General features: G+C 73.5%; 19 protein-coding genes and 1 pseudogene. 15 read left to right on the forward strand and 5 right to left on the reverse strand.

Going from position 1 to position 24,170, the window contains the following annotated elements; genetic code table 11:
* The 4 genes and pseudogenes from ACSNOC_RS11360 to ACSNOC_RS11375 all read left to right on the forward strand — a co-directional run.
* Positions 1-201: pseudogene (locus ACSNOC_RS11360) on the forward strand (hypothetical protein); the annotation flags it as partial.
* Positions 202-304: 103 nt separating this feature from the next.
* On the forward strand, positions 305-913 hold the full coding sequence (locus ACSNOC_RS11365; RefSeq protein WP_436747223.1) for a YdbC family protein: 609 nt from the start codon (positions 305-307) through the stop codon (positions 911-913).
* 60 nt (positions 914-973) lie between these two features.
* On the forward strand, positions 974-1,639 hold the full coding sequence (locus ACSNOC_RS11370) for a histidine phosphatase family protein (protein ID WP_436747224.1): 666 nt from the start codon (positions 974-976) through the stop codon (positions 1,637-1,639).
* Positions 1,640-1,652: 13 nt separating this feature from the next.
* Entirely contained in the window at positions 1,653-2,357 is a 705-nt protein-coding gene (locus tag ACSNOC_RS11375) for a ribonuclease HII (protein ID WP_436747225.1), read from the forward strand.
* A gap of 15 nt (positions 2,358-2,372) precedes the next feature.
* Here the strand turns inward: ACSNOC_RS11375 and ACSNOC_RS11380 are convergent, their stop codons facing one another.
* Entirely contained in the window at positions 2,373-4,565 is a 2,193-nt protein-coding gene (locus tag ACSNOC_RS11380; protein WP_436747226.1) for a RecQ family ATP-dependent DNA helicase, read from the reverse strand.
* Positions 4,566-4,707: 142 nt separating this feature from the next.
* Between ACSNOC_RS11380 and ACSNOC_RS11385 the strand changes: the two genes are divergently transcribed.
* The 6 genes from ACSNOC_RS11385 (at position 4,708) to ACSNOC_RS11410 (ending at position 12,574) form a co-directional block, all read left to right on the forward strand.
* Entirely contained in the window at positions 4,708-5,859 is a 1,152-nt protein-coding gene (locus tag ACSNOC_RS11385) for a DUF4192 domain-containing protein (protein WP_436747227.1), read from the forward strand.
* Between the two features lie 31 nt (positions 5,860-5,890).
* Positions 5,891-6,631, forward strand: coding sequence for an NUDIX hydrolase (locus ACSNOC_RS11390; RefSeq protein WP_436747228.1), 741 nt, complete (start codon positions 5,891-5,893; stop codon positions 6,629-6,631).
* A gap of 79 nt (positions 6,632-6,710) precedes the next feature.
* Positions 6,711-8,483: an ABC transporter ATP-binding protein gene (locus ACSNOC_RS11395; protein ID WP_436747229.1), complete on the forward strand. Its 1,773-nt coding sequence runs from the start codon at positions 6,711-6,713 to the stop codon at positions 8,481-8,483.
* A 143-nt stretch (positions 8,484-8,626) separates the two neighbouring features.
* Positions 8,627-9,607 (forward strand): FadR/GntR family transcriptional regulator, encoded by a 981-nt coding sequence (locus ACSNOC_RS11400; RefSeq protein ID WP_436747230.1) that lies wholly within the window; start codon positions 8,627-8,629, stop codon positions 9,605-9,607.
* A gap of 274 nt (positions 9,608-9,881) precedes the next feature.
* The gene (locus tag ACSNOC_RS11405) at positions 9,882-11,519 is read left to right on the forward strand and encodes an RNA polymerase sigma factor (RefSeq protein WP_436747231.1); all 1,638 of its coding nucleotides are present in this window, start codon (positions 9,882-9,884) and stop codon (positions 11,517-11,519) included.
* Positions 11,520-11,629: 110 nt separating this feature from the next.
* On the forward strand, positions 11,630-12,574 hold the full coding sequence (locus ACSNOC_RS11410) for a serine protease (RefSeq protein WP_436747232.1): 945 nt from the start codon (positions 11,630-11,632) through the stop codon (positions 12,572-12,574).
* A 64-nt stretch (positions 12,575-12,638) separates the two neighbouring features.
* Here the strand turns inward: ACSNOC_RS11410 and ACSNOC_RS11415 are convergent, their stop codons facing one another.
* A complete protein-coding gene (locus ACSNOC_RS11415) occupies positions 12,639-12,869 on the reverse strand; it encodes a DUF7455 domain-containing protein (protein ID WP_436747233.1) in 231 nt (76 codons plus the stop codon).
* Between the two features lie 428 nt (positions 12,870-13,297).
* Here ACSNOC_RS11415 and ACSNOC_RS11420 point away from each other — a divergent pair, with 428 nt between their 5' ends.
* Positions 13,298-15,415: a DNA gyrase/topoisomerase IV subunit B gene (locus tag ACSNOC_RS11420; protein ID WP_436747234.1), complete on the forward strand. Its 2,118-nt coding sequence runs from the start codon at positions 13,298-13,300 to the stop codon at positions 15,413-15,415.
* A 10-nt stretch (positions 15,416-15,425) separates the two neighbouring features.
* Here ACSNOC_RS11420 and ACSNOC_RS11425 read toward each other — a convergent pair whose 3' ends face one another.
* Positions 15,426-16,355 carry a sucrase ferredoxin gene (locus ACSNOC_RS11425; protein ID WP_436747235.1) on the reverse strand — a complete coding sequence of 310 codons (930 nt, stop codon included), beginning with the start codon at positions 16,353-16,355 and terminating at the stop codon, positions 15,426-15,428.
* A 76-nt stretch (positions 16,356-16,431) separates the two neighbouring features.
* Between ACSNOC_RS11425 and ACSNOC_RS11430 the strand changes: the two genes are divergently transcribed.
* The gene (locus ACSNOC_RS11430; RefSeq protein WP_436747236.1) at positions 16,432-17,523 is read left to right on the forward strand and encodes a CobW family GTP-binding protein; all 1,092 of its coding nucleotides are present in this window, start codon (positions 16,432-16,434) and stop codon (positions 17,521-17,523) included.
* A gap of 4 nt (positions 17,524-17,527) precedes the next feature.
* Here ACSNOC_RS11430 and ACSNOC_RS11435 read toward each other — a convergent pair whose 3' ends face one another.
* Positions 17,528-19,975 carry a DNA gyrase/topoisomerase IV subunit A gene (locus ACSNOC_RS11435; protein WP_436747237.1) on the reverse strand — a complete coding sequence of 816 codons (2,448 nt, stop codon included), beginning with the start codon at positions 19,973-19,975 and terminating at the stop codon, positions 17,528-17,530.
* Between the two features lie 140 nt (positions 19,976-20,115).
* Between ACSNOC_RS11435 and ACSNOC_RS11440 the strand changes: the two genes are divergently transcribed.
* The 3 genes from ACSNOC_RS11440 to ACSNOC_RS11450 all read left to right on the forward strand — a co-directional run bounded on the left by ACSNOC_RS11440 (position 20,116) and on the right by ACSNOC_RS11450 (position 23,768).
* Positions 20,116-21,483, forward strand: coding sequence for a M16 family metallopeptidase (locus ACSNOC_RS11440; protein ID WP_436747238.1), 1,368 nt, complete (start codon positions 20,116-20,118; stop codon positions 21,481-21,483).
* 14 nt (positions 21,484-21,497) lie between these two features.
* The gene (locus ACSNOC_RS11445) at positions 21,498-22,865 is read left to right on the forward strand and encodes a M16 family metallopeptidase (protein WP_436747239.1); all 1,368 of its coding nucleotides are present in this window, start codon (positions 21,498-21,500) and stop codon (positions 22,863-22,865) included.
* Positions 22,866-23,090: 225 nt separating this feature from the next.
* Entirely contained in the window at positions 23,091-23,768 is a 678-nt protein-coding gene (locus ACSNOC_RS11450) for a GntR family transcriptional regulator (protein WP_436747240.1), read from the forward strand.
* Between the two features lie 103 nt (positions 23,769-23,871).
* On the opposite strand, the gene ACSNOC_RS11455 is transcribed toward ACSNOC_RS11450, so the two are convergent.
* Entirely contained in the window at positions 23,872-24,162 is a 291-nt protein-coding gene (locus tag ACSNOC_RS11455; protein ID WP_436747241.1) for an HPr family phosphocarrier protein, read from the reverse strand.
* Positions 24,163-24,170 lie beyond the last annotated feature (8 nt).

The raw sequence follows: 24,170 nt of genomic DNA on the forward strand, positions 1-24,170 counted from the left end.
GACCCGCCCCGCCGGCTCCCCGACGGCCAGCTCCGCCAGCCGCTCGCCGACCTCCCGCTCGGACACCGGCTGCAGCGCCGGCCGGTGGTGGGGCTGCGGCTGCCGGGGAGGACGTTCCGCGCGGTGCGGGAAGGAGCGCTGCTCGCGCCGGACCGCGCGGTGGGCCGGATCTCGTTCGAGGATTATCTGTCGCGGGGGTGAATCCGTGGCGCATGTGGGGGAGTTGATCGCGAACGGGCGGGGGCCGGTCGCGTGATCGGTGATCTCGTGCGCCCCCCGCGCGAGTTGGCCGTACGATGGCGCGGTGCTGGTCAAGTGGATGCGGTGCACCGTCGTCGACCGAGTCGGCTTCGAGCGCGGGCAGCGGAAGTGGGCGGGGTTGCTCGGCGAGCCCGGATTCCGGTCCCAGGGCGGCGGCTGGAGCCGGTCCCGGCCGGGGGTGGCGCATCTGTTCGGCTTCTGGGAGAGCCGCGCGTTCTACGATTCGTTCATGGCCCGCTCGCACGACCGGCTCGCGGCGGCGCAGAAGGGCACGTTCCAGGACGCGCGGGTGCGGCTCTTCCAGTACCGCTTCGACGTCAAGATGGGCTTCGAGCCGCGCTTCACGGACGCGAACCTGCTGCGGGTGGCACACTGCCGCGTGCACAAGGAGCGCGCCGAACACTTCGCGCTGATGCAGGAGAAGGTGTGGAACCCGGCGATGGCCGGATCGCCCGGGATGCTGCGGGGCGTCTTCGCCGAGGCCGAACCGGACTGCGAGTTCCTGGTGCTGTCGATGTGGGACTCGGCCGCGGAGCGCGCCAAGTACCGCACCGAGCGGGTGGAGCGGCTCGCGCTGCGCGCCCAGACCGGAGCCGACGTCGCCGCCATAGCCGGGGACGTGATCGACATGGAGCCGTCCTGGACCGTATGACCGCCGCCGTCCCGCGTCCGGCGCCCGCCGTCGCGCCCGGCGCGGAACTAGGCTGACACCATGGCACAGCCCCGGCGCATCGTTCTCCTGCGGCACGGAGAGTCACAGGGGAACTACGACGACTCCGTCTACGAGCACGTCCCCGACCACGCGCTGGCGCTGACGGAGAAGGGCCGGCGGCAGGCCGAGGCGGCCGGGGAGCGGCTGCGGGCGGTATTCGGCGAGGAGCGGGTGTCCGCCTACGTCTCCCCGTACCGGCGCACGCACGAGACGTTCCTCGCCCTCGGCCTCGACCCCTCCCGGGTGCGGGTGCGCGAGGAGCCGCGGCTGCGCGAGCAGGACTGGGGCAACTGGCAGGACCGCGAGGATGTGCTCCGGCAGAAGCGGTCCCGCGACGCGTACGGTCACTTCTTCTACCGCTTCGCCCAGGGGGAGTCGGGCGCCGACGTCTACGACCGGGTCGGGGCCTTCCTGGAGAGCCTCTGGCGCAGCTTCGAGGAGCCCGACCACCCGCCGAACGTGCTGCTGGTGACGCACGGGCTGACGATGCGCCTGTTCTGCATGCGCTGGCTGCACTGGTCCGTCGCGGAGTTCGAGTCGCTGTCCAACCCGGGCAACGGCGAGACCCGCGAACTGCTGCTCGGCCGCGACGGCCGTTACCACCTGGACCGGCCGTTCGAGCGCTGGCACACCCCCGAGAGGCCCTTCGAGGGCTGGTGCACATAGGGTGGCCCCTGTCATGCCGTACGAGCCACCCACGCACCGCGTCGAGCGGTCGCTGCGCGCCACCACCGGAGCCCGGCTGGTCGCGGGCGTCGACGAGGTGGGCCGCGGGGCCTGGGCCGGGCCGGTCACCGTGTGCGCCGCCGTGACCGGACTGCGCCGCCCGCCCGAGGGGCTCACCGACTCCAAGCTGCTGACGCCGCTGCGCCGGGCCGCCCTGGCGAAGGTGCTCACCGGCTGGGTGACCTCGTACGCGCTCGGCCACGCCTCGCCGCAGGAGATCGACCGCCTCGGCATGACGGCCGCGCTGCGCCTGGCGGCCGTCCGCGCCCTGGAGGGGCTGCCGGAGCGGCCGGACGCCGTGATCCTGGACGGCAAGCACGACTACCTGGGGGAGCCCTGGCGGGTCCGGACGGTGATCAAGGGCGACCAGTCCTGCGTCGCGGTCGCCGCCGCGTCCGTCATCGCCAAGGTGCGGCGCGACGCGATGCTCGCGGAACTGGCCGCCGAGCACCCGGAGTTCGGCTTCGACAGCAACGCCGGCTATCCCTCGCCGGTGCACCGGGCCGCGCTGGAGGAGCTGGGCCCGACTCCGCACCACCGCAGGTCCTGGGCCTATCTCGACGCGCTGCCCCGCTGGCGCCACCTCAAGCTGCCGTCCCACCGTGACTCCCTCGCCGCCGAGTCGCTGGAGAGCGCCGGCCAGCTCGGCATGTTCTGAGCGGGCGCGTTCCGGTCAGCCCTGCACGGCCAGCACCAGCGGCAGCACCTCCCCGGAGCCCGCGGTGCGCAGCAGCCGCGCCGCCAGGGCGAGCGTCCAGCCCGACTCGGTGACGTCGTCCACCAGCAGCAGCGGTCCGCCGGCGGCCCGCGCCGCCTCCGCCAGTCCGGGCGCCAGCCGGAGCGAGCCGCTCAACGCCCGCACCCGCTGCGCGCTGTTGCCACGGCCGGGCGACGCCGTGCCCGGCTCCCGCTCCACCGTGCCGAGCAGCGGCATCCGGCCCACGGCCGCGATCCGCTCGCCCAGCGAGCGCACCAGCCGGGGCCGGGAGGCCGAGCCCACGGTGACCACGCCCACCGGCCGGGCCGGGGCGCCCTCGGCGCCGGAGGCCCATCCGTCGGGCGCCCTGGCCCAGTCGGCGAGCACGGCGACCACCGCGTCCACCACGTCGTCGGGCACCGGGGCGTCCGGGGCTCCGGGCGAGAGCAGCGGGCGCAGCCGGTTCCCCCAGCCGATGTCCGACAGGCGTCCCAGCGCCCGGCCGGGCGCGGCCTGTTCGCCGGGCGGAATGCGGCCCTTCAGCTCCACGCCCACCGCCGCCAGGCCCGTCGGCCACATGCGGCGCGGTTCCAGGGGCGTGCCCGGCCGCGCCAGCTCGCCGCGGGCGGCCTCCAGCGCGGCGGGCTCCACCTCCGGGACGAACGGGCTTCCCGCGCAGGTGTCGCACCGGCCGCAGGGCGCCGCCTCCTCGTCGTCGAGCCGGCGGCGGAGGAACTCCATGCGGCAGCCGTCCGTGGTGGCGTAGTCCCGCATCGCCTGCTGCTCCGCCTCCCGCTGCCGCGCCACCCGCGCGTACCGGGGCCCGTCGTAGTCCCAGGGCGCGCCGGTCGCCGTCCAGCCGCCGCGCTCCCTGCGCACGGCGCCGTCCACGTCGAGGACCTTGAGCATCATCTCCAGCCGGGAGCGCCGCAGATCCACCAGCGGCTCCAGCGCGGGGAGCGACAGTGGCCGGCCGGCGTCCGCGAGGGCCCGCAGGGTGCGCCGCACCTGTTCCTCGGGCGGGAAGGCGAGCGAGGCGAAGTACCGCCAGATCGCCTCGTCCTCGGGGCCGGGCAACAACAGCACCTCGGCGTGGGCCACTCCGCGTCCGGCGCGGCCGATCTGCTGGTAGTAGGCGATGGGGGAGGAGGGCGAGCCGAGATGGATCACGAAGCCCAGGTCGGGCTTGTCGAAGCCCATGCCCAGCGCCGAGGTCGCCACCAGGGCCTTGACCCGGTTCCCCAGGAGGTCGTCCTCGGCTGCCTGGCGATCCGCGTGCTCGGTGCGCCCGGTGTAGGCGGCCACCCGGTGGCCGCGCGCGGTGAGATGGGCGGCGACCTCCTCGGCGGCGGCGACGGTCAGCGTGTAGACGATGCCGGAGCCCGGTAGCCGGTCGAGGTGGCCGTCGAGCCAGGCGAGCCGGTGGGCCGCGTCCGGCAGCCGCAGCACGGACAGCCGCAGGCTCTCCCGGTCCAGCGGCCCGCGCAGCACCAGGGCCCCTTCCGCATCGGTGCCGGTGCCCAACTGCTCGGCGACGTCGGCCGTCACGCGGGCGTTGGCCGTCGCCGTGGTCGCCAGCACCGGCACGCACGGGGGAAGTCCGGCGAGCAGGGTGCGCAACCTGCGGTAGTCCGGGCGGAAGTCGTGGCCCCAGTCGGAGACGCAGTGCGCCTCGTCCACCACCAGCAGGCCGGTCGTCGCGGCCAGTTGGGGCAGCACCTGATCACGGAAGTCCGGGTTGTTCAAGCGCTCCGGCGAGACCAGCAGGACGTCCACGGCCCCGGCCTCCACCTCGGCCCGGACGCCCTCCCACTCCTCGCTGTTCGCCGAGTTGATCGAGCGCGCCCGGATCCCGGCCCTGGCCGCGGCCTCCATCTGGTTCCGCATGAGGGCCAGCAGCGGGGACACGATCACCGTGGGCCCGCCGCCCCGCTCCCGCAGCAGCGCGGTGGCCACGAAGTACACCGCGGACTTCCCCCAGCCCGTGCGCTGCACCACCAGGGCCCGCCGGCGCTCGGCGACGAGCGCCTCGATGGCGCGCCACTGGTCGGGGCGGAGCCGGGCGTCGGCGTCGCCGACGAGGCGGGCGAGCACGGCGTCCGCCGCCGCGCGCAGGTCCCCGGTGTCCGGCTCGGGACGCGGGGCCGGGCCCGCGGAAGGCTGTCGCATGCCCCCATGCAAGCCGATGACGGGGCGTCCCCGCCAACCGGCCTGTGGAAAACCCGGTCATTCTTATGACTCGTATGACGCATGGGCGGGCCTGTGGACAACGGGCGACGCCGGTGGGGCCGGATCCGGCATCCTCCCCGGCATGAGCCGACACAGCGTATCCGCTCCCGAACTGACCGTGTCCGACTGCCGGGTCTCGCTCCGCGGCCCGGCCGACCTGGCCGACGCCCTGCCCTACCTGATGGGTTTCCATCCGGACGACTCGATCGTGCTGATCGGCCTGCACGGGCCGCGCGGACGCCTCGGCGGACGCATCCGCACCGGCATCCCGGAGAGCCCGGACAGCTGGGACGCGACCGCGGACGAGCTGGCCGCCTGCCTCGTGGAGAACAGCGAAGCCCGGGGCAGCCGTCCCGAGGCGGCCGTTGTCTATCTCTGCCAGGACCCGCCGGACGGAGGCCGGGCCGCGGACACGATGGAGCGGCTCCGGCCGCTGGCCCAGCGGCTGCGCACCGCCTGCGGCGCCCTGGAAGTCCCGGTCTGGGAGGCGCTGTACGTCTCGCGCGGCAGATACTGGTCGTACTGCTGCGCGGAGCCGGGCTGCTGTTCGGGCGACGGCAACGAGCTGCCCCAGGAGGGCACTTCGGCGATGGCCGTGGCCGCGGCGTACGCGGGGATCGAGGTCCGCGGCTCGCTCAGCGGGCTGAGACGGCGGTTCGCCCCGCTCGGCGAGCCCGCCGCGTCACGGCAGCTCCGGGCGCTGGACGCGGCAGCCGCGGCGCTCGTGCCGCGCATGCTGGGCGGCGCGTCGGCCGTGGCCGGTGTCCGCGCGGAGACCATGGAGCTGGCCGGGCGGATGCTGGGCCGCTTCCGCCGCGTTCCGTCACCCGCCACCCCCGGTGACGCGGCGGCCGACGCGACGGACGACGCGCTGATCACCTCGGACGACGCCGCGCGGCTCATCCTGGGCCTGCAGGACCGGGGGGCCCGCGACCGGGCGGCGGAGTGGATGGAGGGCGCCGAGGCCGCGGTGGCCCTGCGGTTGTGGCGCGCGCTGGCCCGGCGTTGCGTCGCCGCCTACGAGGGGCACGCGGCGGCGCCGCTCACCCTGGCCGGCTGGGTGGCCTGGTCCTCCGGTGACCAGATCGGCGCCCAGGTCGCGCTCGGCCTCGCCCTGGAGACGGACCCGGAGTACGTGTTCGCCAGACTGCTGCACCAGGCGTGCAACGACGGCCTGGATCCCGAGCCGCTGCGCCGCTGCATGCGGCAGCAGCGGGCCGCGCGCGGGCTCTGACTCCCGTCGTGGGTCCCCCTATGATCACGGCATGCCCTACGACCCGTCGGAGTTCCCGCCGTTCGCCGTCACCGTCGATCTGGTCGTGCTCACCGTCCGGCGGCATGCGCTGTGCGCGCTCACCGTGCGCCGCGCCGAGGAGCCGCACCGGGGACAGTGGGCGCTCCCCGGCGGCTTCGTGCGGATCGACGAGGACCTGGCCTCGGCCGCCGCGCGCGAGCTGGCCGAGGAGACGGGGCTGCGGGCGCAGGACTCGGGAAGCCGGCACGCGGGCGCGCATCTGGAACAGCTTGCGACCTACGGCGATCCGCACCGCGATCCGCGGATGCGGGTGGTCAGCGTGGCTCATCTGGTGCTCGCTCCCGATCTCCCCGCGCCCACCGCGGGCGGTGACGCGGGCAGCGCCCAGTGGACGCCCGTGGCACGGCTGCTGGGCGGCGCCGGGGGCGGTCCCGTCGAGCGGCTGGCGTTCGACCACGCGCGGATCCTCGCGGACGGAGTGGAGCGCGCCCGGTCGAAGATCGAGTACTCCTCGCTCGCCGCCGCTTTCTGTCCCGCCGAGTTCACCGTCGGCGAGCTGCGCCGGGTCTACGAGGCGGTGTGGGGCGTCGCCCTCGACCCGCGCAACTTCCACCGGAAAGTGACCGGGACGCCCGGCTTCCTGGTGCCCGTCGGCGGAACGACGACCCGTCAGGGCGGCCGTCCGGCCCAGTTGTTCAGAGCGGGCGGGGCGACGCTGCTCAACCCGCCGATGCTGCGCCCCGAGGTGTAGGCCGCAACGCCTGCGCGTTGCGCGGAAAATCCGATATGTCCCGTTATCGTGCCAGGGTGCATGCCCAACGGGAGAATCGATGATCCAGGCCATCGGACTCACCAGCGCGACCCGGGGTGGCCGGCCCCCGACCGTTGACGATCTCACCTTCGAGGCGCGCCCGGGAAGCGTCACCGCGCTCCTCGGGCCGCCGGGGGCGGGCAAGTCCACCGCGCTGCGGCTGATGCTCCACCTCAGTCCCGGACGCGGCGTCGCCCTCTTCCGGGGCCGGCCGCTGACCCGAGTCCCGCACCCGGCGCGGGAGATCGGCGTCCTGCTCGGCGACGTCCCCGGCCACCCGCGCCGCACCGCCGTCGGGCACCTGCGGATGCTCGCCGCCGCGGCCGGGGTCCCGGCGGGCCGGGCGGAGGACGTGCTCGACGTGGTGGGCCTCAGCGGGCTCGCCGACCAGCGGCTCGGCCGGTTCTCCCTGGGGATGGACCGCAGGCTCGGGCTGGCGGTCGCGCTGCTGGGCGACCCGCACACCCTCGTCCTCGACGAGCCCGCGCGCGGTCTGTCCCCCCGGGAGGCCGCGTGGCTGCGCGGTCTGCTGCGCGGCTACGCGGACCAGGGCGGGGCGGTGCTGGTCACCAGCCAAGACCCGGGGGAGGCCGTCCGGTTCGCGGACCGGGTGGTCAGCCTCCGGGCCGGGCGGCTGGTCGCCGACCAGGTCGTCGAGGACTTCGCCCGCGCCAGGCTCCGCCCCCGGGTCGCCGTGCGCACCCCGCACGCCGACCGGCTCGTCGCCGCGCTCACCCGGGAGTTCCGCACGGCGGCCGGACCGGTGGAGGTGGTGCGGGAGTCCGGCAGCAGGCTGTCGGTCTTCGGCAGCGACTGCGCGGTGGTCGGGGAGATCGCCTACCGGAACCGTGTCCTGGTGCACCAACTCGCCGTCGAGGTGGGCGAGTCCGGAGACCGGTCGCCGGCCGGGCCGCTGCACCGGGCGGACGGCAGGGCGGCCGGCGCCGCCGAGCGCGCGCGGCGGCCGGCCCCCCGCCCGGGCCCGCGTCCGGCGGTGCTGCCGCCCCGGCTCCCCGCGGTGCCGCCGCCCGGGCCGAGCTGGCCGGTGCGCTACGAGGTGCGCCGGTGGGCCGGGGTGGACACCGGGTGGTGGCTGATGGGCGCCACGCTGCTGGCCGCCCTGGTCAGCGGCCTGGTGCTGGCCTCGGCCGGCACCCGCTCCGCGGAGCGGGTGCTCACCGGCTGGGCCCAGCCGCTGCCCCTGCCGCCCGCCGCGATCACGGCCGGCGCGCTCGGGGCGCTCGCCTTCGGCCAGGAGTTCCGCTACCCCGCGCTGGCCCCGGCCCGCGTCCCCGTGCCGCGCAGGCTCTCGCTGCTCGCCGGTAAGCTCGTCGTCTCCGCCGGCGCCGCGCTTCTGCTGTGCTGCGCCTGCGTCACCCTCAACTCCACCACGCTCACCCTCCTGTTCGGCCAGGACATCCCGATCGACGGCCCCTGGCAGCGCGTTCTCCTCACCACCGCCGCGCTGTCCGTCGCCTGTGCCTGGGCGGGCCTGCTCGCCGCCGGGGTCTTCCGCTCCACCGTGCTCGGGCTCGCCGCCGTGGTGGCCGTGCCCCTGGGACTGGCCCCCGCGCTGCGGGCCCTGCCGGTCGGTCCGGCCGGCCGGTCGCTGGACGGACTGCCGGGCCGGCTGCACGCGTTGACCACGCTTCCGTTCCCTTCCGGAGTCGACCGCTGGCTGACCGCGACTGTGCGTCTGGCGTCCCAGCCGATCGGCTGGGCGCTCGGGCTGTCGCTCACGGCGCTGCTGTGCGGATACGCCCTCGTCAGCCTGCGCAACGGCCCGCGCTGAGCGGCGAGTCGGCGCGAGGGCGCGCGGCGGCGCCGGCCGGCGCTCCTGCCAACACCCGTGCCAGGTGTCCGCGTTGGACGAGGGACGTCCATTTCCTTCCGGTTAGGCGTCAATTATGCAGGAGTCGCCGATCACCCTTTCGTGTGCTTTTCACCAAAGACCTCAAGGTGTCAACGGACGCCGCCGACAAAGGAGGCGTGACTACCCTTGCGCACTCGATGATGACCGCGACTCGCTCCGCCGACCACGGGCGCACCGGCCCGAGCGAGCTCGACCGCTACTCCTACGCCGAATCGACCGGCGCCGCCCGCACCACCAACGCCCCCGCCTGGGACGGCGGCGACCCGGACATGGGCCGCGTCGGCCGCCGCGCCGCCGGCACCCGCGGTCGCGGGCTGCACGGCCAACTCGTGCAGCAGCTCGGCCAGATGATCGTCTCCGGCGACCTGGGCGCCGACCGGCCGCTGGTCCCCGAGGAGATCGGCCAGCGCTTCGAGGTCTCCCGCACCGTCGTCCGCGAGTCCCTGCGGGTGCTGGAGGCCAAGGGCCTCGTCAGCGCCCGGCCCAACGTCGGCACCCGGGTCCGCCCCGTCGGGGACTGGAACCTGCTCGACCCCGACATCATCGAATGGCGCGCCTTCGGGCCGCAGCGCGAGGACCAGCGCCGCGAGCTGAGCGAGCTGCGCCTGACCATCGAGCCCCTCGCCGCCCGGCTGGCCGCGGCGGACGCGGCCGACGAGGTCCGCCAGCGCCTCGGCGACATGGTCGACATCATGACCCACGCCCTGGGCCAGGGCGACAGCCTCACCTTCTCCCGCGCCGACGCCGAGTTCCACGCCCTGCTGCTGCAGGCCTCGGGCAACCGCATGCTGGAGCACCTCTCGGGCATCGTCGCCGCCGCCCTCCAGGTCTCCGGCGGAGCCGCCTCCGGATGCGAGCACCCGACCGAGGCGTCGGTCGCCCTGCACCAGCGCATCGTCGACGCGATCGCGTCCGGCGAACCCCCGGCCGCCGAGACCGCGATGCGGCAGCTCCTCAGCTTTTCCCCGGAGACCGCGGCCCCCGCGGCCGGACCGGCTCCGGCAGGCGCCGACCATGTGGTTCCCGCTCCGCGCGAGCACTGACACGGCACTCACCGACGCGTCGCCGGGCCCCGTCCGGGCAGGGCTCCGGCGACGCTTCCGCCCCGGCCCGCTACAGTCGAGCGTGCGGTGTGACTCGGGACACGCGAAAGCTGCGTAACGCTTCGGGGAACAGCGCGATGATTGAAGAGGTGGCCGCAGCGGCCGGACAGTGATCCGTCCGCCGCTCCACCGCAGCCGTCGGCTCCCCCCGCCGTCGGTCACGGTCCCGCTTGTACCGGGCGGGCCTCAAGCCGTTCCCAGAGTTTCCGAGAGGTTGTTCGTGTCGGCCAGCACTTCCCGTACTCTCCCCGCCGAGATCGCCGAGTCCAATTCTGTGATGGCGCTCATCGAACGGGGAAAGGCCGAGGGGCAGATCGCCGGCGATGACGTGCGCCGGGCCTTCGAGGCTGACCAGATCCCGTCAACCCAGTGGAAGAACGTTCTGCGCAGCCTCAACCAGATCCTCGACGAGGAGGGCGTGACGCTGATGGTGAGTGCCGCCGAGGCGCCCAAGCGCACCCGGAAGAGTGTCGCCGCGAAGACGACCGCCAAGCGGACGGCCACCAAGACGGTCGCGGCCAAGGCCACGCCCGCGAAGGCCACCGCCACGGCGCACCCCGAGGAGCCACCCGCCGACGCCGAGGACACCGGGGCGGCCGACGGCCCGCTGAGCGACGCGGGCGAGTCCGCGAAGCCCGCGGCCAAGAAGCCGGCGGCGGCCAAGAAGGCGCCCGCCAAGAAGGCCGCCGCGAAGAAGGCCCCGGCCAAGAAGGCCGCCACCGCGAAGAAGACCGCGGCCACGGGCAAGAAGTCGGACGGGAAGAAGGAGATCGTCGACGAGTTCCTCGAGGGCGACGAGGAGGGGCTGGAGGAGCCCGCCGAGCGGGCCGTCCGGGGCGCCGCCCCGGGTGAGGGCCCCGACGGCAAGCCGGAGGCCGAGGGCTTCATCCTCTCCGACGAGGACGAGGACGACGCGCCCGCGCAGCAGGTCGCGGCGGCAGGCGCCACCGCCGACCCGGTGAAGGACTACCTGAAGCAGATCGGCAAGGTCCCGCTGCTCAACGCCGAGCAGGAGGTCGAGCTCGCCAAGCGGATCGAGGCGGGGCTCTTCGCCGAGGACAAGCTGGCCAGCTCCGACAAGATCGCCCCGAAGCTCAGGCGCGAGCTGGAGATCATCTCCGAGGACGGCCGCCGCGCGAAGAACCACCTGCTGGAGGCCAACCTCCGCCTGGTGGTCTCGCTCGCCAAGCGCTACACCGGCCGCGGCATGCTCTTCCTGGACCTGATCCAGGAGGGCAACCTGGGCCTGATCCGCGCCGTCGAGAAGTTCGACTACACCAAGGGCTACAAGTTCTCCACCTACGCCACCTGGTGGATCCGGCAGGCCATCACCCGCGCCATGGCCGACCAGGCCCGCACCATCCGCATCCCGGTGCACATGGTCGAGGTGATCAACAAGCTCGCCCGTGTCCAGCGGCAGATGCTCCAGGACCTGGGCCGCGAGCCCACCCCGGAGGAGCTGGCCAAGGAGCTCGACATGACCCCCGAGAAGGTGGTCGAGGTCCAGAAGTACGGCCGTGAGCCGATCTCGCTGCACACCCCGCTCGGCGAGGACGGCGACAGCGAGTTCGGTGACCTCATCGAGGACTCCGAGGCCGTCGTCCCGGCGGACGCCGTCAGCTTCACCCTGCTGCAGGAGCAGCTCCACTCCGTGCTGGACACCCTGAGCGAGCGCGAGGCCGGCGTGGTCTCCATGCGCTTCGGCCTCACGGACGGCCAGCCCAAGACGCTGGACGAGATCGGCAAGGTCTACGGCGTGACGCGCGAGCGCATCCGCCAGATCGAGTCCAAGACCATGTCCAAGCTCCGTCACCCCTCCCGCTCGCAGGTCCTGCGGGACTACCTGGACTGAGCACACGGCACGACGGCGGACGACGGCCGCGGGCGCACTCGGGATGCGCGCCGCGGCCGTCGCCGTGACGCTGGGTGGTTACAGGATTCCGTACGGTTCCAGGAGCCCGCATGCGTCGTCATCCGTCCCGGCCGCCTCGTGCTGTCCCGCTGTCCGCCCTGGTCGCGGTGGCCCTGCTGGCCCTGCCCGCCCTGCCGGTCGTGCCGTCCCCGCGCACGGCCGCTGCGGCCGGTGCCGCGGTGGTGGGCGGCCATCCGGCTCCGGTGTCCCGGACCCCGTGGGTGGTGGCGCTGAGCAGCCGGGAACTGTTCGGGGACGTCCGTTCGGGTCAGTTCTGCGGTGGGGCGGTCGTCGGCAGCCGCACGGTGGTGACCGCCGCGCACTGCCTCACCCGGCCGGTGCCGGGCGGCGGGCCGGGGGACCTGCGGGACCTGACGGTGATCGCGGGCCGCGACGACCTGGACGGTACGGCGGGCCGCGAGGTGCCGGTGACCGGCACGTGGATCAATCCGGCCTACGACGCGGGGACGAACGCGGGCGACCTCGCCGTGCTCACCCTCGCCGAGCCGCTTCCGGCGCACTACGTCCTCCCGGTGGCCGACCGGGGGCATCCCGTCTACACGCCCGGCACCCCGGCCGACGTCCTCGGCTGGGGGGACACCGCGGGGGACGGCAGCTACGCGCACCGGCTGCACTCCGCCCGCGTCCGGATCCTGGACGACGCGGCCTGTGCGGACGCGTACGAGGCGGAGACGGGCGCCACGGGGGGCACCGGGGAGGGCAGCCTCTTCGACGCGGAGTCGATGGTGTGCGCGGCGTCACCGGGGGGTGGCAAGGACGCCTGCCAGGGCGACAGCGGCGGACCGCTGGTGGCCGGCGGGCTGCTGGTCGGCCTGGTCTCCTGGGGGACCGGCTGCGGCGAGCCCGGCCGCCCCGGCGTCTACACGCGCGGCTCGGCGGTCGCCGACCTGCTGCGCGCGGCACCGGCGGACACCGGCGCGGTCACCGGGGCCCAAAAGGGCAACGGGCGGTCTCCCCGGGGGACACCGGGGTGACCGCCCGTCTCCGGATCAGGGGCCGGAACGAGCCCGTCGGTGGTGGGACGCGATACGCGGCCGGTCAGCGTTCGTCGTCGTGTGCGGACGCAGGAGTCGCCGTGAGCTTCTCCGTCTCGTCCTGTATCTCCGCGGCGATCTTCTTGAGCTCCGGCTCGAACTTGCGGCCGTGGTGGGCGCAGAACAGGAGCTCTCCGCCGTTGGCGAGGACCACGCGGAGATACGCCTGGGCACCACAGCGGTCGCAGCGGTCCCCGGCCGTCAGCGGGGTCGCGGGGGTCAGAACAGTAGTCACGTCGCCTCTTCTCTAGCTCGACGAGCTGTCGTACCAGGGACAACATCCAACCAGGCCGTGAACGTTCCCGCTCGCGGCTTTCTCGCTGAAAAAGTCACTGTCGAGATGGCCGAACGCTGCCGGTTGGCGGCGAATGAGCCGTATTGCAGGTGGGTCGTAGCTATAAGCGTTGTCTCGGTCGTTTTGTTCCGGCTACCTCGGTGTATCCGGGGTCGGTCCCTCCGTTCAGAAGGACGTGCCCGGAGCCTAAATGGTTCATGCCTCGAAGGGAACGTGACGTGCGCGTCACCCGTACGAGTCATCGAACACGTGAACGACTCTGGGCTACCCTGATATTCCTCGGGTAGCTGCACAACCGCTCTACAAGGCCTCGGTACCCTCTGAGCGGCACTACGCCACAGATCTGGATTCAGCGAGGAGCGAACTGCGTGACCGCCGACACGTCCGTGCCATCCACCGCACTGCTGACCGGATCCGATCCAGGGGGCAACTACACCGCCCGCCACCTGCTGGTGCTGGAGGGTCTGGAGGCGGTGCGCAAGCGCCCCGGGATGTACATCGGCTCGACGGACAGCCGCGGCCTGATGCACTGCCTGTGGGAGATCATCGACAACGCGGTCGACGAGGCGCTGGGCGGCCACTGCGACCACATCGAGGTGCTGCTCCACGACGACGGCTCGGTGGAGGTCCGGGACAACGGCCGGGGCATCCCGGTCGACATCGAGCCGAAGACCGGCCTGTCCGGCGTCGAGGTCGTGATGACCAAGCTCCACGCGGGCGGCAAGTTCGGCGGTGGCTCCTACGCGGCCTCCGGCGGGCTGCACGGCGTCGGCGCCTCGGTGGTCAACGCCCTCTCCTCCCGGCTCGACGTCGAGGTGGACCGCGGTGGGCGGACCCACACGATCAGCTTCCGGCGCGGCACCCCCGGCATCTTCACCGAGTCCGGCCCGGACGCCCCGTTCGATCCGGCCGGCGGGCTGCTCACCGGCAAGAAGATCCCCAGGACCCGCACCGGCACCCGCGTGCGGTACTGGGCGGACCGGCAGATCTTCCTCAAGGACGCCAAGCTCTCCCTGGAGACCCTGCACGCCCGTGCCCGCCAGACTGCGTTCCTGGTCCCCGGGCTGACCATCGTCGTCCGCGACGAGCGCGGCACGGAGGGCGCGGAGCCGTCCGAGGAGGTCTTCCGCTACGACGGCGGCATCAGCGAGTTCTGCGAGTACCTGGCGCCGGACAAGCCCGTCTCCGACGTGCTGCGGCTCCAGGGCGACGGCACCTTCAAGGAGACCGTCCCGGTCCTGGACGACCGCGGCCACATGATCCCCACCGAGGTCAGGCGCGACCTGCACGTCGACGTCGCGATGCGCTGGGGCACCGGGTACGACACCACGCTGAAGTCCTTCGTCAACATCATCGCGACCCCCAAGGGGGGCACCCACGTCGCGGGCTTCGAGCGCGCCGTGCGCACGACCGTCAACGAGGTGCTGCGCGCCACCAAGCTGCTGCGGGTCGCCGAGGAGGACATCAGCAAGGACGACGCCCTGGAGGGGCTGACGGCCGTGGTGACGGTCCGGCTGGCCGAGCCGCAGTTCGAGGGGCAGACCAAGGAGGTGCTCGGCACCTCGGCCGCCTCCCGCATCGTGGCCGCTGTGGTCGCCAAGGAGCTGAAGGCGTTCCTGACCTCCGGCAAGCGGGACGCCAAGCAGCAGGCGCGCGCCGTCCTGGAGAAGGTCGTGGCGGCGGCCCGCACCCGGATCGCGGCCCGGCAGCACAAGGAGGCGCAGCGGCGGAAGACGGCCCTGGAGTCCTCCGCCCTCCCGGCGAAGCTCGCCGACTGCCGCAGCGACGAGGTGGAGCGCAGCGAGCTGTTCATCGTGGAGGGCGACAGCGCCCTGGGCACGGCCAAGCTCGCGCGGAACTCGGAGTTCCAGGCGCTGCTGCCGATCCGCGGCAAGATCCTCAACGTCCAGAAGTCGTCGGTCGCCGACATGCTGAAGAACGCCGAGTGCGGCGCGATCATCCAGGTGATAGGAGCCGGGTCGGGGCGGACGTTCGACATCGACCAGGCGCGTTACGGCCGGGTCATCTTCCTCGCCGACGCGGACGTGGACGGGGCGCACATCCGCTGCCTGCTGCTGACGCTCTTCCAGCGCTACATGCGGCCCATGGTGGAGCAGGGCCGGGTCTTCTCGGCCGTGCCGCCGCTGCACCGCATCGAGCTGAGCAACCCGAAGAAGGGCCAGGACAAGTACCTGTACACCTACTCGGACAACGAGCTGCGGGAGACCCTGCTCGACCTGGACCGCAGAGGCATCCGGTACAAGGACTCGATCCAGCGCTACAAGGGCCTCGGCGAGATGGACGCCGACCAGCTCGCGGAGACCACGATGGACCCGCGCAAGCGGACCCTGCGCCGGATCAACATCAGCGATCTGGACGCCGCGGAGGAGGCCTTCAGCCTGCTGATGGGCAACGAGGTCGCGCCGCGCCGGGAGTTCATCGCCAACGCGGCGGCGACCCTGGACCGGTCCCGCATCGACACCTGACGCCCAGCGCTCAGCGCACGGCGACGACGCGGCCGGTCACGAACGCCGGCTGGGGCTCGGGCGCGGCGCCGCAGCTCGCGGGCGCCGGCTCCCCGGCGGCCTCCTCGGTGACCTCCACCCGCCAGCGGCGGCCGTCCCGGTGCGCGACGGTGACCAGCCGGTGTGCGCCACCGGCCGCGCCGCCGCCGTGGGCGCTCTCCACGGTCAGCGCGTCGGCGCCGTGCTCGCCGGTCAGCTCCCGCACCGCCAGTTCGGCGGCCTGGCCCGGCCGGTCCCAGGTGGAGCGGCCCCGGCAGTGCTCCGTCACCACCCGGCCGTCCTGGAGGGCGGCCAGCACGCCCTTGACGGCGACCGCGCTCATCCGGCCGTAGGCGTAGCCGTGCGGCAGCGTGAGCAGGGTGGGGGAGAAGCGGTGCCCGCCGATGTGGGTGATCTCCCAGACGTCCGCGCCGCCGGCCGCGGCGATCTCGGCGGCCAGCGGGCGGCCGAGCAGGGCGCAGCAGCGGTCGCGCTTGCCGTTGGTGCAGACCAGGGCCAGCGGGCCGCCGCGGTGGGGCGTCCACAGGCCGTCGTGGTGTCCGGCGCCGAGCCGGGCGTAGTCCAGGCCGGACAGGTCGCGGACGGCGTCCTCGCCGGTGAGCCGGGTGGACCTGATCCAGGCGTCGCCGGGGCCGGTGTGCGCGAGGAGGACCCGGCGCCGGGTCCCGTCCCGCTCGCCGTCCCGGCCGGGGCGGCGGATCAGCGCCACGCGGACGCCGGTGCCCGCGCCGGTGGTGGCGGCCTCCAGGGCCCGGCCCAGCTCCGGGTCGAGCCGGCTCTCGGTGAGCGCCTTGCCGCCCCAGGGGCCCGGCTGCTCGACGAGCAGCCACGTGCGGGCGGTGGCGGCCGTGCCGGCGAGCGGCTCGGCCCGCGCCGCGGAGAGAGTCGCACATTCGCTCACATAGGCAAGGCTAACCTCAGCAGTCCCGGCCGTCTCGCCGGCCTGCCGCCCGCCGGGGGCGCTAGGCTCGGTCGGCGTGCGGAACTTCGTCAGCGGCCGGATCCCGGTCATCGTGCTCGCGGGCTTTCTGGGGGCGGGCAAGACCACCCTCCTCAACCATCTGCTGCGCAACCGCGAGGGGATCCGGATCGGCGCCGTCGTCAACGACTTCGGCAGCATCCCGGTCGACGCCATGCTGGTGGCCGGGCAGGTGGACGCGGTGGCGTCGTTCGGGAACGGCTGCCTGTGCTGCGCCGTCGACACCGAGGATCTGGACGCGGCCCTGGAGCGACTGGCGCGGCCCGGCACGGGCATCGACCTCGTCGTCGTGGAGGCCAGCGGGCTGGCCGAGCCGCCCGCGCTGATCAGGATGATCCTCGCCAGCGAGAACCCGCACATCGTGTACGGCGGGCTCGTGCAGGTCGTGGACGCGGCCGAGCCGGAGCGGAGCCGGCATCTCGGCGCCGCCGACCTCCTGGTGCTCAACAAGACCGACCGGATCGACGCCGCCCGGCGCGCCGCCCTCCTGGCCGATCTGCGCGAGCGCGGCGGCGGCGTGCCGGTCGTCGAGGCCGTGCACGGGCGCGTCGACCCGGGCCTGTTCTTCGACCGCGCGGAGGAACGGGAGCGGTGGACGGGCGCGCGGCAGCTCTCGTTCGCCGACCTGGCCGCCGACGAGGACGATCCGCGCGCCCACGTCCACACCGCCTACGACAGCGTGTCGTTCACCGCCGCGCGGCCCCTCGCCGCGCGCCGCCTGATGCGCTTCCTGGACACCCGGCCGGCCGGGCTCTACCGGATCAAGGGCTTTGTCTCCCTCGGCGTTCCCCTCGGCACCGAACGGCTCCTCCTGCACGCCGTCGGCCGGTTCCTGCGGTTCTACCCGGCGCCCACCGCCGGGACCGGCACCGAACTGGTGCTGATCGGGGCCGGGATCGACGCCGAGGCGCTCCGCAAGGAGCTGGCCGACTGCGTCGCGGCGGAGGGCGAACCCGCCGACGACGGCATGGCGGAGGTCCGGCGCTTCCTGGACGACCCGGACGACACGGGCGACCCCGACGACTTCGACGCCGCAGTGGCCGCCGTGGCCGCCGACGAGGAGCCGGACGGCGACGGCGACCGCGACTGAGCCGCTACACCGGACCCGCGACGACCGCGATCGCCTTCGCCAGCGGCGTCCCCGAGCCGTCCCGGCGGGGATCGGGCTCCGGCAGCTCCACCGGGGCCCCGGCGGCCGTCGCCGCCCTCGCCGGCGCCGCCCCGGCCCACGCGAACGTCAGCCGGTCCTCGCCCTTCAGGAACCGCTGGCACCGCACCCCGCCCGTGGCCCGCCCCTTGCGCGGGTACTGGTCGAACGGCGTGAGCTTGGCCGTCCCCAGCGAGTCGTCCAGCGTGCCGCTGCCGCCCGCCACCGTGAACACCACCGCGTCGCCCGCCGGATCGACGGCCGTGAACGAGATGACCCGCGCGCCCTCGGCGAGCTTGACGCCCGCCATGCCGCCCGCCGGGCGGCCCTGCGGACGCACCTGCGCGGCCGGGTACCGCAGCAACTGCGCGTCGCTGGTGATGAAGACGAGGTCCTCCTCGCCCGTGTGCAGCTCGGCGGCGCCCACGATCCGGTCGCCCTCCTTGAGGGAGATGACCTCCAGCTCCTCCTTGTTCGCCGGGTAGTCCGGCACCACCCGCTTCACCACGCCCTGTTCGGTGCCGATCGCCAGGCCCGGCGAGGACTCGTCCAGGGTGGTCAGGCACACCACCCGCTCGTCCGCCGTCAGCGACAGGAACTCCGACAGCTGGGCCCCGCCCGCCAGGCTGGGCGCCGACGCGCTGTGCGGGAGCTGCGGCAGGTCCACCACGGAGATCCGCAGCAGCCGGCCCGCCGACGTCACCGCGCCGATCTCGCCCCGCGTGGTGGTCGGCACCGCCGAGACGATCACGTCGTGCTTGCCTCTCCTGCCGCTCTCCGCGAACGCCATGTCGCCGTCCGCGCTGCGGGCCAGCAGCCCGGTCGAGGACAGCAGCACCCGGCAGGGGTCGTCGGAGACCTCCAGCGGCACCGCCTCGGCCCGGTCGCCCTCGGACTCCAGCAGCGCCGTACGGCGCGGCGTGCCGTACTTCTTGCCGACCTCGGCCAGCTCCGAGGAGACCAGCTTCCGCAGCTCCGCGTCCGAGTCGAGGATCCGGGTCAGCTCCTCGATCTCGACCGTGAGCCGGTCCCGCTCCGCCTCCAGCTCCAGCCGGTCGAACCGGGTCAGCCGCCGCAGCGGGGTGTCCAGGATGTACTGCGTCTGCGTCTCGGAGAGCCCGAAGCGCGCGATCAGGGCCTCCTTGGCCTCCGCCGCGTTGTCGCTGGAGCGGATCAGCCGGATGACCTCGTCGATGTCGAGCAGCGCGACGAGCAGGCCCTCGACCAGGTGCAGCCGGTCCCGCCGCTTGCCCCGGCGGAACTCGCTGCGCCGCCGCACCACCTCGAAGCGGTGGTCGACATAGACCTCCAGCAGCTCCTTGAGGCCCATCGTCAGCGGCTGGCCGTCCACCAGTGCCACGTTGTTGATGCCGAAGGTCTCCTCCATCGGCGTCAGCTTGTAGAGCTGGGCGAGGACCGCCTCCGGGTTGAACCCGTTCTTCACCTCGATGACCAGGCGCAGCCCGTGCTCCCGGTCGGTGAGGTCCTTGACGTCCGCGATGCCCTGCAGCCGCTTGGCGTTGACCAGGTCCTTGATCTTGGCGATCACCTTCTCCGGGCCGACGGTGAACGGCAGCTCCGTCACCACCAGCCCGCGCCGCCGCGCGCTGACCTTCTCCACCGTCACCGTGGCCCGCATCCGGAACGTGCCGCGGCCCGTCTCGTACGCGTCCCTGATGCCGTCCAGACCGACGATCTGACCGCCCGTCGGCAGGTCGGGGCCGGGCACGAAGCGCATCAGCGCCGCCAGGTCGGCGTTGGGATGGCGGATCAGATGCCGGGCCGCCGCGATGACTTCCGTCAGGTTGTGCGGCGGCATGTTCGTCGCCATGCCGACCGCGATCCCGCTCGCCCCGTTCACCAGGAGGTTCGGATAGGCGGCGGGCAGCGCCACCGGCTCCCGCTCGCTGCCGTCGTAGTTGGGGGCGAAGTCGACGGTGTCCTCGTCGATCGACTCCACCATCAGCCCGGCCGCGGGGGCCGACCGGCACTCCGTGTACCGCATGGCCGCGGGCGGGTCGTCGTTCCCCAGGGAACCGAAGTTCCCGTGGCCGTCCACCAGGGGCACCCGCATCGAGAACGGCTGCGCCATCCGCACCAGCGCGTCGTAGATCGCCGTGTCACCGTGCGGGTGCAGCTTGCCCATCACCTCGCCCACGACGCGCGCGCACTTCACGTAGCCGCGCTCGGGCCGCAGCCCCATGTCGTGCATCTGGTACAGGATCCGGCGGTGCACCGGCTTCATCCCGTCCCGCGCGTCCGGCAGGGCCCGGGAGTAGATGACGGAGTACGCGTACTCCAGGAAGGAGCCCTGCATCTCGTCGACGACGTCGATGTCGAGGATGCGCTCCTCGAACTGCTCGGGAGGCGGGGACTTCGTGCTGCGGCGGGCCATCGCGGCAGGCTCCTTCGTGCGGCGGGCGGGGTTGCTGGCGACCATTGTGGACCGCCCCGCTGACAACCGGGAACTTCGCACACCCGGGCTCACCTTGCATAAGGTGACGTAGACCTCGACCGTCCGAGCGAAGGGACCTCATGCCCATGGGCCACACGGCCATCCCGCAGGACACCGCCGGTGTGCTCACCGCCACCGAGCACAGACTGGCCAACGGGCTGCGCGTGGTGCTCTCCGAGGACCACCTCACCCCGGTCGCCGCCGTCTGCCTCTGGTACGACGTCGGTTCCCGCCACGAGGTCCAGGGCCGCACCGGACTGGCGCACCTCTTCGAGCACCTGATGTTCCAGGGCTCGGCCCAAGTGAAGGGCAACGGGCACTTCGAGCTCATCCAGGGAGCCGGCGGCTCGCTGAACGGCACGACCAGCTTCGAACGCACCAACTACTTCGAGACCATGCCCGCCCACCAGCTCGAACTGGCCCTGTGGCTGGAGGCGGACCGCATGGGCACGCTGCTGTCGGCGCTGGACGAGGAGTCCATGGAGAACCAGCGCGACGTCGTCAAGAACGAGCGCCGCCAGCGGTACGACAACGTCCCCTACGGCACGGCGTTCGAGAAGCTGACCGCCATGGTCTTCCCCGACGGGCATCCCTACCACCACACCCCCATCGGCTCCATGGCCGACCTCGACGCCGCCTCGCTGGAGGACGCCCGGGAGTTCTTCCGCACCTACTACGCGCCCAACAACGCGGTCCTGGCGGTCGTCGGCGACATCGACCCGGCGCAGGTCCTGGCCTGGGCCGAGAAGTACTTCGGGCCGATCCCCGCCCACGACGGCAAGCGCCCGCCCCGCGACGGCACCCTGCCGCTGATCATCGGCGAGGAGCTGCGTGAGGTGGTCCGCGAGGACGTCCCGGCCCGCGCCCTGATGGCGGCCTACCGGCTGCCGCACGACGGCACCCGGGAGGCCGACGCCGCCGACCTGGCCCTGACCGCGCTGGGCGGCGGCGAGTCGTCCCGCCTGCACAACCGGCTGGTGCGGCGCGACCGGACGGCCGTCTCGGCCGGCTTCGGCCTGCTGCGGCTGGCCGGCGCGCCCTCGATGGGCTGGCTGGACGTGAAGACCTCGGGCGACGCGGAGATCGCGGACATCGAGGCGGCCCTGGACGAGGAGCTGGCCCGGTTCGCCGAGGAGGGCCCGACGCCGGAGGAGATGGAGCGCGCCCAGGCCCAGTTGGAGCGCGAGTGGCTGGACCGGCTGGCCACGGTCGGCGGCCGGGCCGACGAACTGTGCAAGTACGCCGTGCTCTTCGGCGACCCGACGCTGGCGTTCAGCGCGGTGCGGCGCATCCTGGAGGTGACCCCCGAGGAGGTGCGGGCGGTGGCCGCCGCCCAGCTCCGCCCGGACAACCGCGCCGTGCTCGTCTACGAGCCGACCGGGCCGGCCGACAGCTCCGGCGAGACCACCGAGTCGACCGACTCCGAGACCGAAGGGGCGGATCAGTGACGGACGCCACCACCATGCGACTCCACCCGCGGCCGGCGGGCGGGGAGCCCAGGCCGTGGGCGTTCCCGGCGCCGGAGCGGAGCGGCCTGCCCAACGGGCTGACCGTGCTGCGCAGTCACCGGCCCGGCCAGCGGGTCATCGCCGTCGAGATGAACCTGACCGCGCCGCTGGAGGCCGAGCCCCCGGGGCAGGAGGGCGTGGCCACGATCATGGCCCGCGCCTTCAGCGAGGGCACCGACAAGCACACGGCCGAGGAGTTCGCCGCCGAGCTGGAGCGCTGCGGCGCCACCCTCGACGCGCACGCCGACCACGCCGGCCTGCGGGTCTCGCTGGAGGTCCCGGCCTCCCGGCTGACGAAGGCCCTCGGACTCCTCGCGGACGCCCTGCGCGCCCCCGCCTTCGCGGACAGCGAAGTCGAGCGGCTGGTGCGCAACCGCCTGGACGAGATCCCGCACGAGCTGGCCAACCCCGGCCGCCGCGCGGCGATGGCGATGTACGCGACGCTCTTCCCGGCCGAGTCCCGGATGTCGCGGCCCCGGCAGGGCAGCGCCGAGACCGTGGAGCGGATCGACGCCAAGGCCGTGCGCGCCTTCTACGACGCGCACATCCGGCCCGCCGCGGCCACCGCCGTGGTCGTCGGGGACCTCACCGGCATCGACCTGGACGCGGTGCTGAAGGACACCCTGGGCGCGTGGACCGGGTCCGCCGCCGAGCCGCCCGTCTGGTCGCCGGCCGCCGTCAACGACACCCCGCGCGTCGTCGTCGTGGACCGCCCGGGCGCGGTGCAGACGCAGCTCCTCATCGGCCGGATCGGCCCCGACCGGCACGACCCGGTCTATCCGGCGCGGCGGCTCGGCATCTACTGCCTCGGCGGCACGATCACCTCCCGGCTGGACCGCGTGCTGCGCGAGGAGAAGGGCTACACGTACGGCATCCGCGCGTTCAGCCAGGTGCTGCGCTCCAGCGCGGACGGCACCGGCCTGGCGCTGCTGGGCATCCGGGGCTCGGTGGCGACCGATGTGACCGGCCCGGCGCTGGCCGATCTGTGGCAGGTGCTGCGCACGCTGGCCGCCGAGGGCCTGACGGACGAGGAGCGGGACGCCGCCGTGCAGTACCTGGTGGGCGTGGCGCCGCTCAGCTTCGAGACGGCGGGGGCCGTGGCGGGCACCCTGGCCGACCAGGTCGAGGAGGAGCTGCCGGACGACTTCCAGGCGCGGCTGTACGCGAGGCTGGCCGAGACCGGCACGGTGGAGGCGTCCGCGGCGGTGGTCCGGGCGCTGCCCGCCGACGGGCTGGTGACCGTGCTCGTCGGGGACGCCGAGCAGATCGCCGGGCCGGTCCGTGACCTCGGGATCGGCGAGGTCACGGTCATCGGCGGCTGACCGGCGCACGGCAGTCGGCGCGAGCCCCGGGCACGCCCGCCCGGGGCTCGCGGTCGTCGGTATTCGCGGCCGTACCCGTGTACGGCTTCCACGTTTACGGCCGAAAATCGGTGGCTTTTCGGGGGGCGCTATCGGCATGCCGGGTTTTTTGCCATACAGTTCGGGCTAGTGACCCGGTAGTAATGCAACAGGGCTGAAGCCGGCTATGTCTGTGGGGGTTTGTTCATGCGTATCTCCGCGCACACGGTATGCACGGCGATCCGTGACGACATTGTCGGCGGAGTCCTGCCGCCCGGCACCCGGCTGGCCGAGGAGCAGCTCGCGCAGCGGTACGGGGTCTCCCGGGTCCCGGTGCGCGAGGCGCTGCGCACGCTGGAGTCCGAGGGCTTCGTCGTCTCGCGGCGGCACGCCGGCGCCTGCGTGGCGCAGCTCGGCGACCGTGAGGCGGCCGACCTGCTGGACATAAGGGCGCTGCTGGAGCCGCTGGGCGCGGCGCGCGCGGCGCAGCGGCGCACGGAGGCGCATCTGAAGGTGCTGCGCGGGCTCGTCCGGCTCGGGCGCCAGCGCGCAGGCCAGGGCCAGGAGGCGGACCTGCGGTCGCTGGGCGACTGGTTCCACGAGACGGTCGCCCAGGCGACGTGCAGCCCGGGCCTCACGTCCCTGCTGGTGCAGTTGCGGCGCAAGATCACCTGGCTGTACGCGGCGGAGCCGGTCTCCCGTGCCGTGGTCGTCTGGCAGGAGCGGGGCGCCCTGGTGGACGCCATCGCGCGCGGCGACGCGGAGCGGGCGCGGGCCCTGTCGGCGGCCCAGCTCGAACGGGCGACGCCCGCCCGCCGGCAGTTCCGTTCGGTCGCTGTGAGAAGCCCGAAACCTGCCGTAAACACGGTTCGCGGCCAGATTTAACAGCGACCGTATACACCTGAGGAAAAGGGCTGGGAATTCCCTCGGGGAAATCCGGCCCGGGAATTCTGCTGCCCAGAATTCCCGGGCGGTGCGAACAATTTTTTCACACTGTTTCCGGAAGCTCCTCAAGGCCCTCGGAAACGAGCTTCGCCAGCCGGTCGAGCGCGGCCTCGGCGGCCGTCACGTCGTCGGCCTGGGAAGCCAGGACGATTTCCTCCCCGCCCTCGGCACCCAGGCTCAGCACGGCGAGCATGGAGGCGGCGTTCACGGGGGTGCCGCCCTTCTTGGCGATGGTCACCGGCACGCCGGTGGCGGTCGCGGCACGGACGAAGATCGAGGCGGGACGGGCGTGCAGCCCTTCGGCCCAGCCGATGGAGACGCGGCGCTCGGCCATGGTGTTGC

The organism is Streptomyces sp. URMC 129 (assembly GCF_051386415.1).
Lineage (GTDB): Bacteria > Actinomycetota > Actinomycetes > Streptomycetales > Streptomycetaceae > Streptomyces.

Bases quoted from the DNA above. Each gene is read 5' to 3' on its own strand.
- ACSNOC_RS11385 (WP_436747227.1), top strand. From the start codon at position 4,708: ATGAGCCGACACAGCGTATCCGCTCCCGAACTGACCGTGTCCGACTGC.
- ACSNOC_RS11370 (WP_436747224.1), top strand. From the start codon at position 974: ATGGCACAGCCCCGGCGCATCGTTCTCCTGCGGCACGGAGAGTCACAG.
- ACSNOC_RS11445 (WP_436747239.1), top strand. From the start codon at position 21,498: ATGCGACTCCACCCGCGGCCGGCGGGCGGGGAGCCCAGGCCGTGGGCG.
- ACSNOC_RS11395 (WP_436747229.1), top strand. From the start codon at position 6,711: ATGATCCAGGCCATCGGACTCACCAGCGCGACCCGGGGTGGCCGGCCC.
- ACSNOC_RS11380 (WP_436747226.1), bottom strand. From the start codon at position 4,565: ATGCGACAGCCTTCCGCGGGCCCGGCCCCGCGTCCCGAGCCGGACACC.
- ACSNOC_RS11435 (WP_436747237.1), bottom strand. From the start codon at position 19,975: ATGGCCCGCCGCAGCACGAAGTCCCCGCCTCCCGAGCAGTTCGAGGAG.
- ACSNOC_RS11410 (WP_436747232.1), top strand. From the start codon at position 11,630: ATGCGTCGTCATCCGTCCCGGCCGCCTCGTGCTGTCCCGCTGTCCGCC.
- ACSNOC_RS11455 (WP_436747241.1), bottom strand. From the start codon at position 24,162: ATGGCCGAGCGCCGCGTCTCCATCGGCTGGGCCGAAGGGCTGCACGCC.
- ACSNOC_RS11375 (WP_436747225.1), top strand. From the start codon at position 1,653: ATGCCGTACGAGCCACCCACGCACCGCGTCGAGCGGTCGCTGCGCGCC.
- ACSNOC_RS11440 (WP_436747238.1), top strand. From the start codon at position 20,116: ATGCCCATGGGCCACACGGCCATCCCGCAGGACACCGCCGGTGTGCTC.
- ACSNOC_RS11450 (WP_436747240.1), top strand. From the start codon at position 23,091: ATGCGTATCTCCGCGCACACGGTATGCACGGCGATCCGTGACGACATT.
- ACSNOC_RS11390 (WP_436747228.1), top strand. From the start codon at position 5,891: ATGCCCTACGACCCGTCGGAGTTCCCGCCGTTCGCCGTCACCGTCGAT.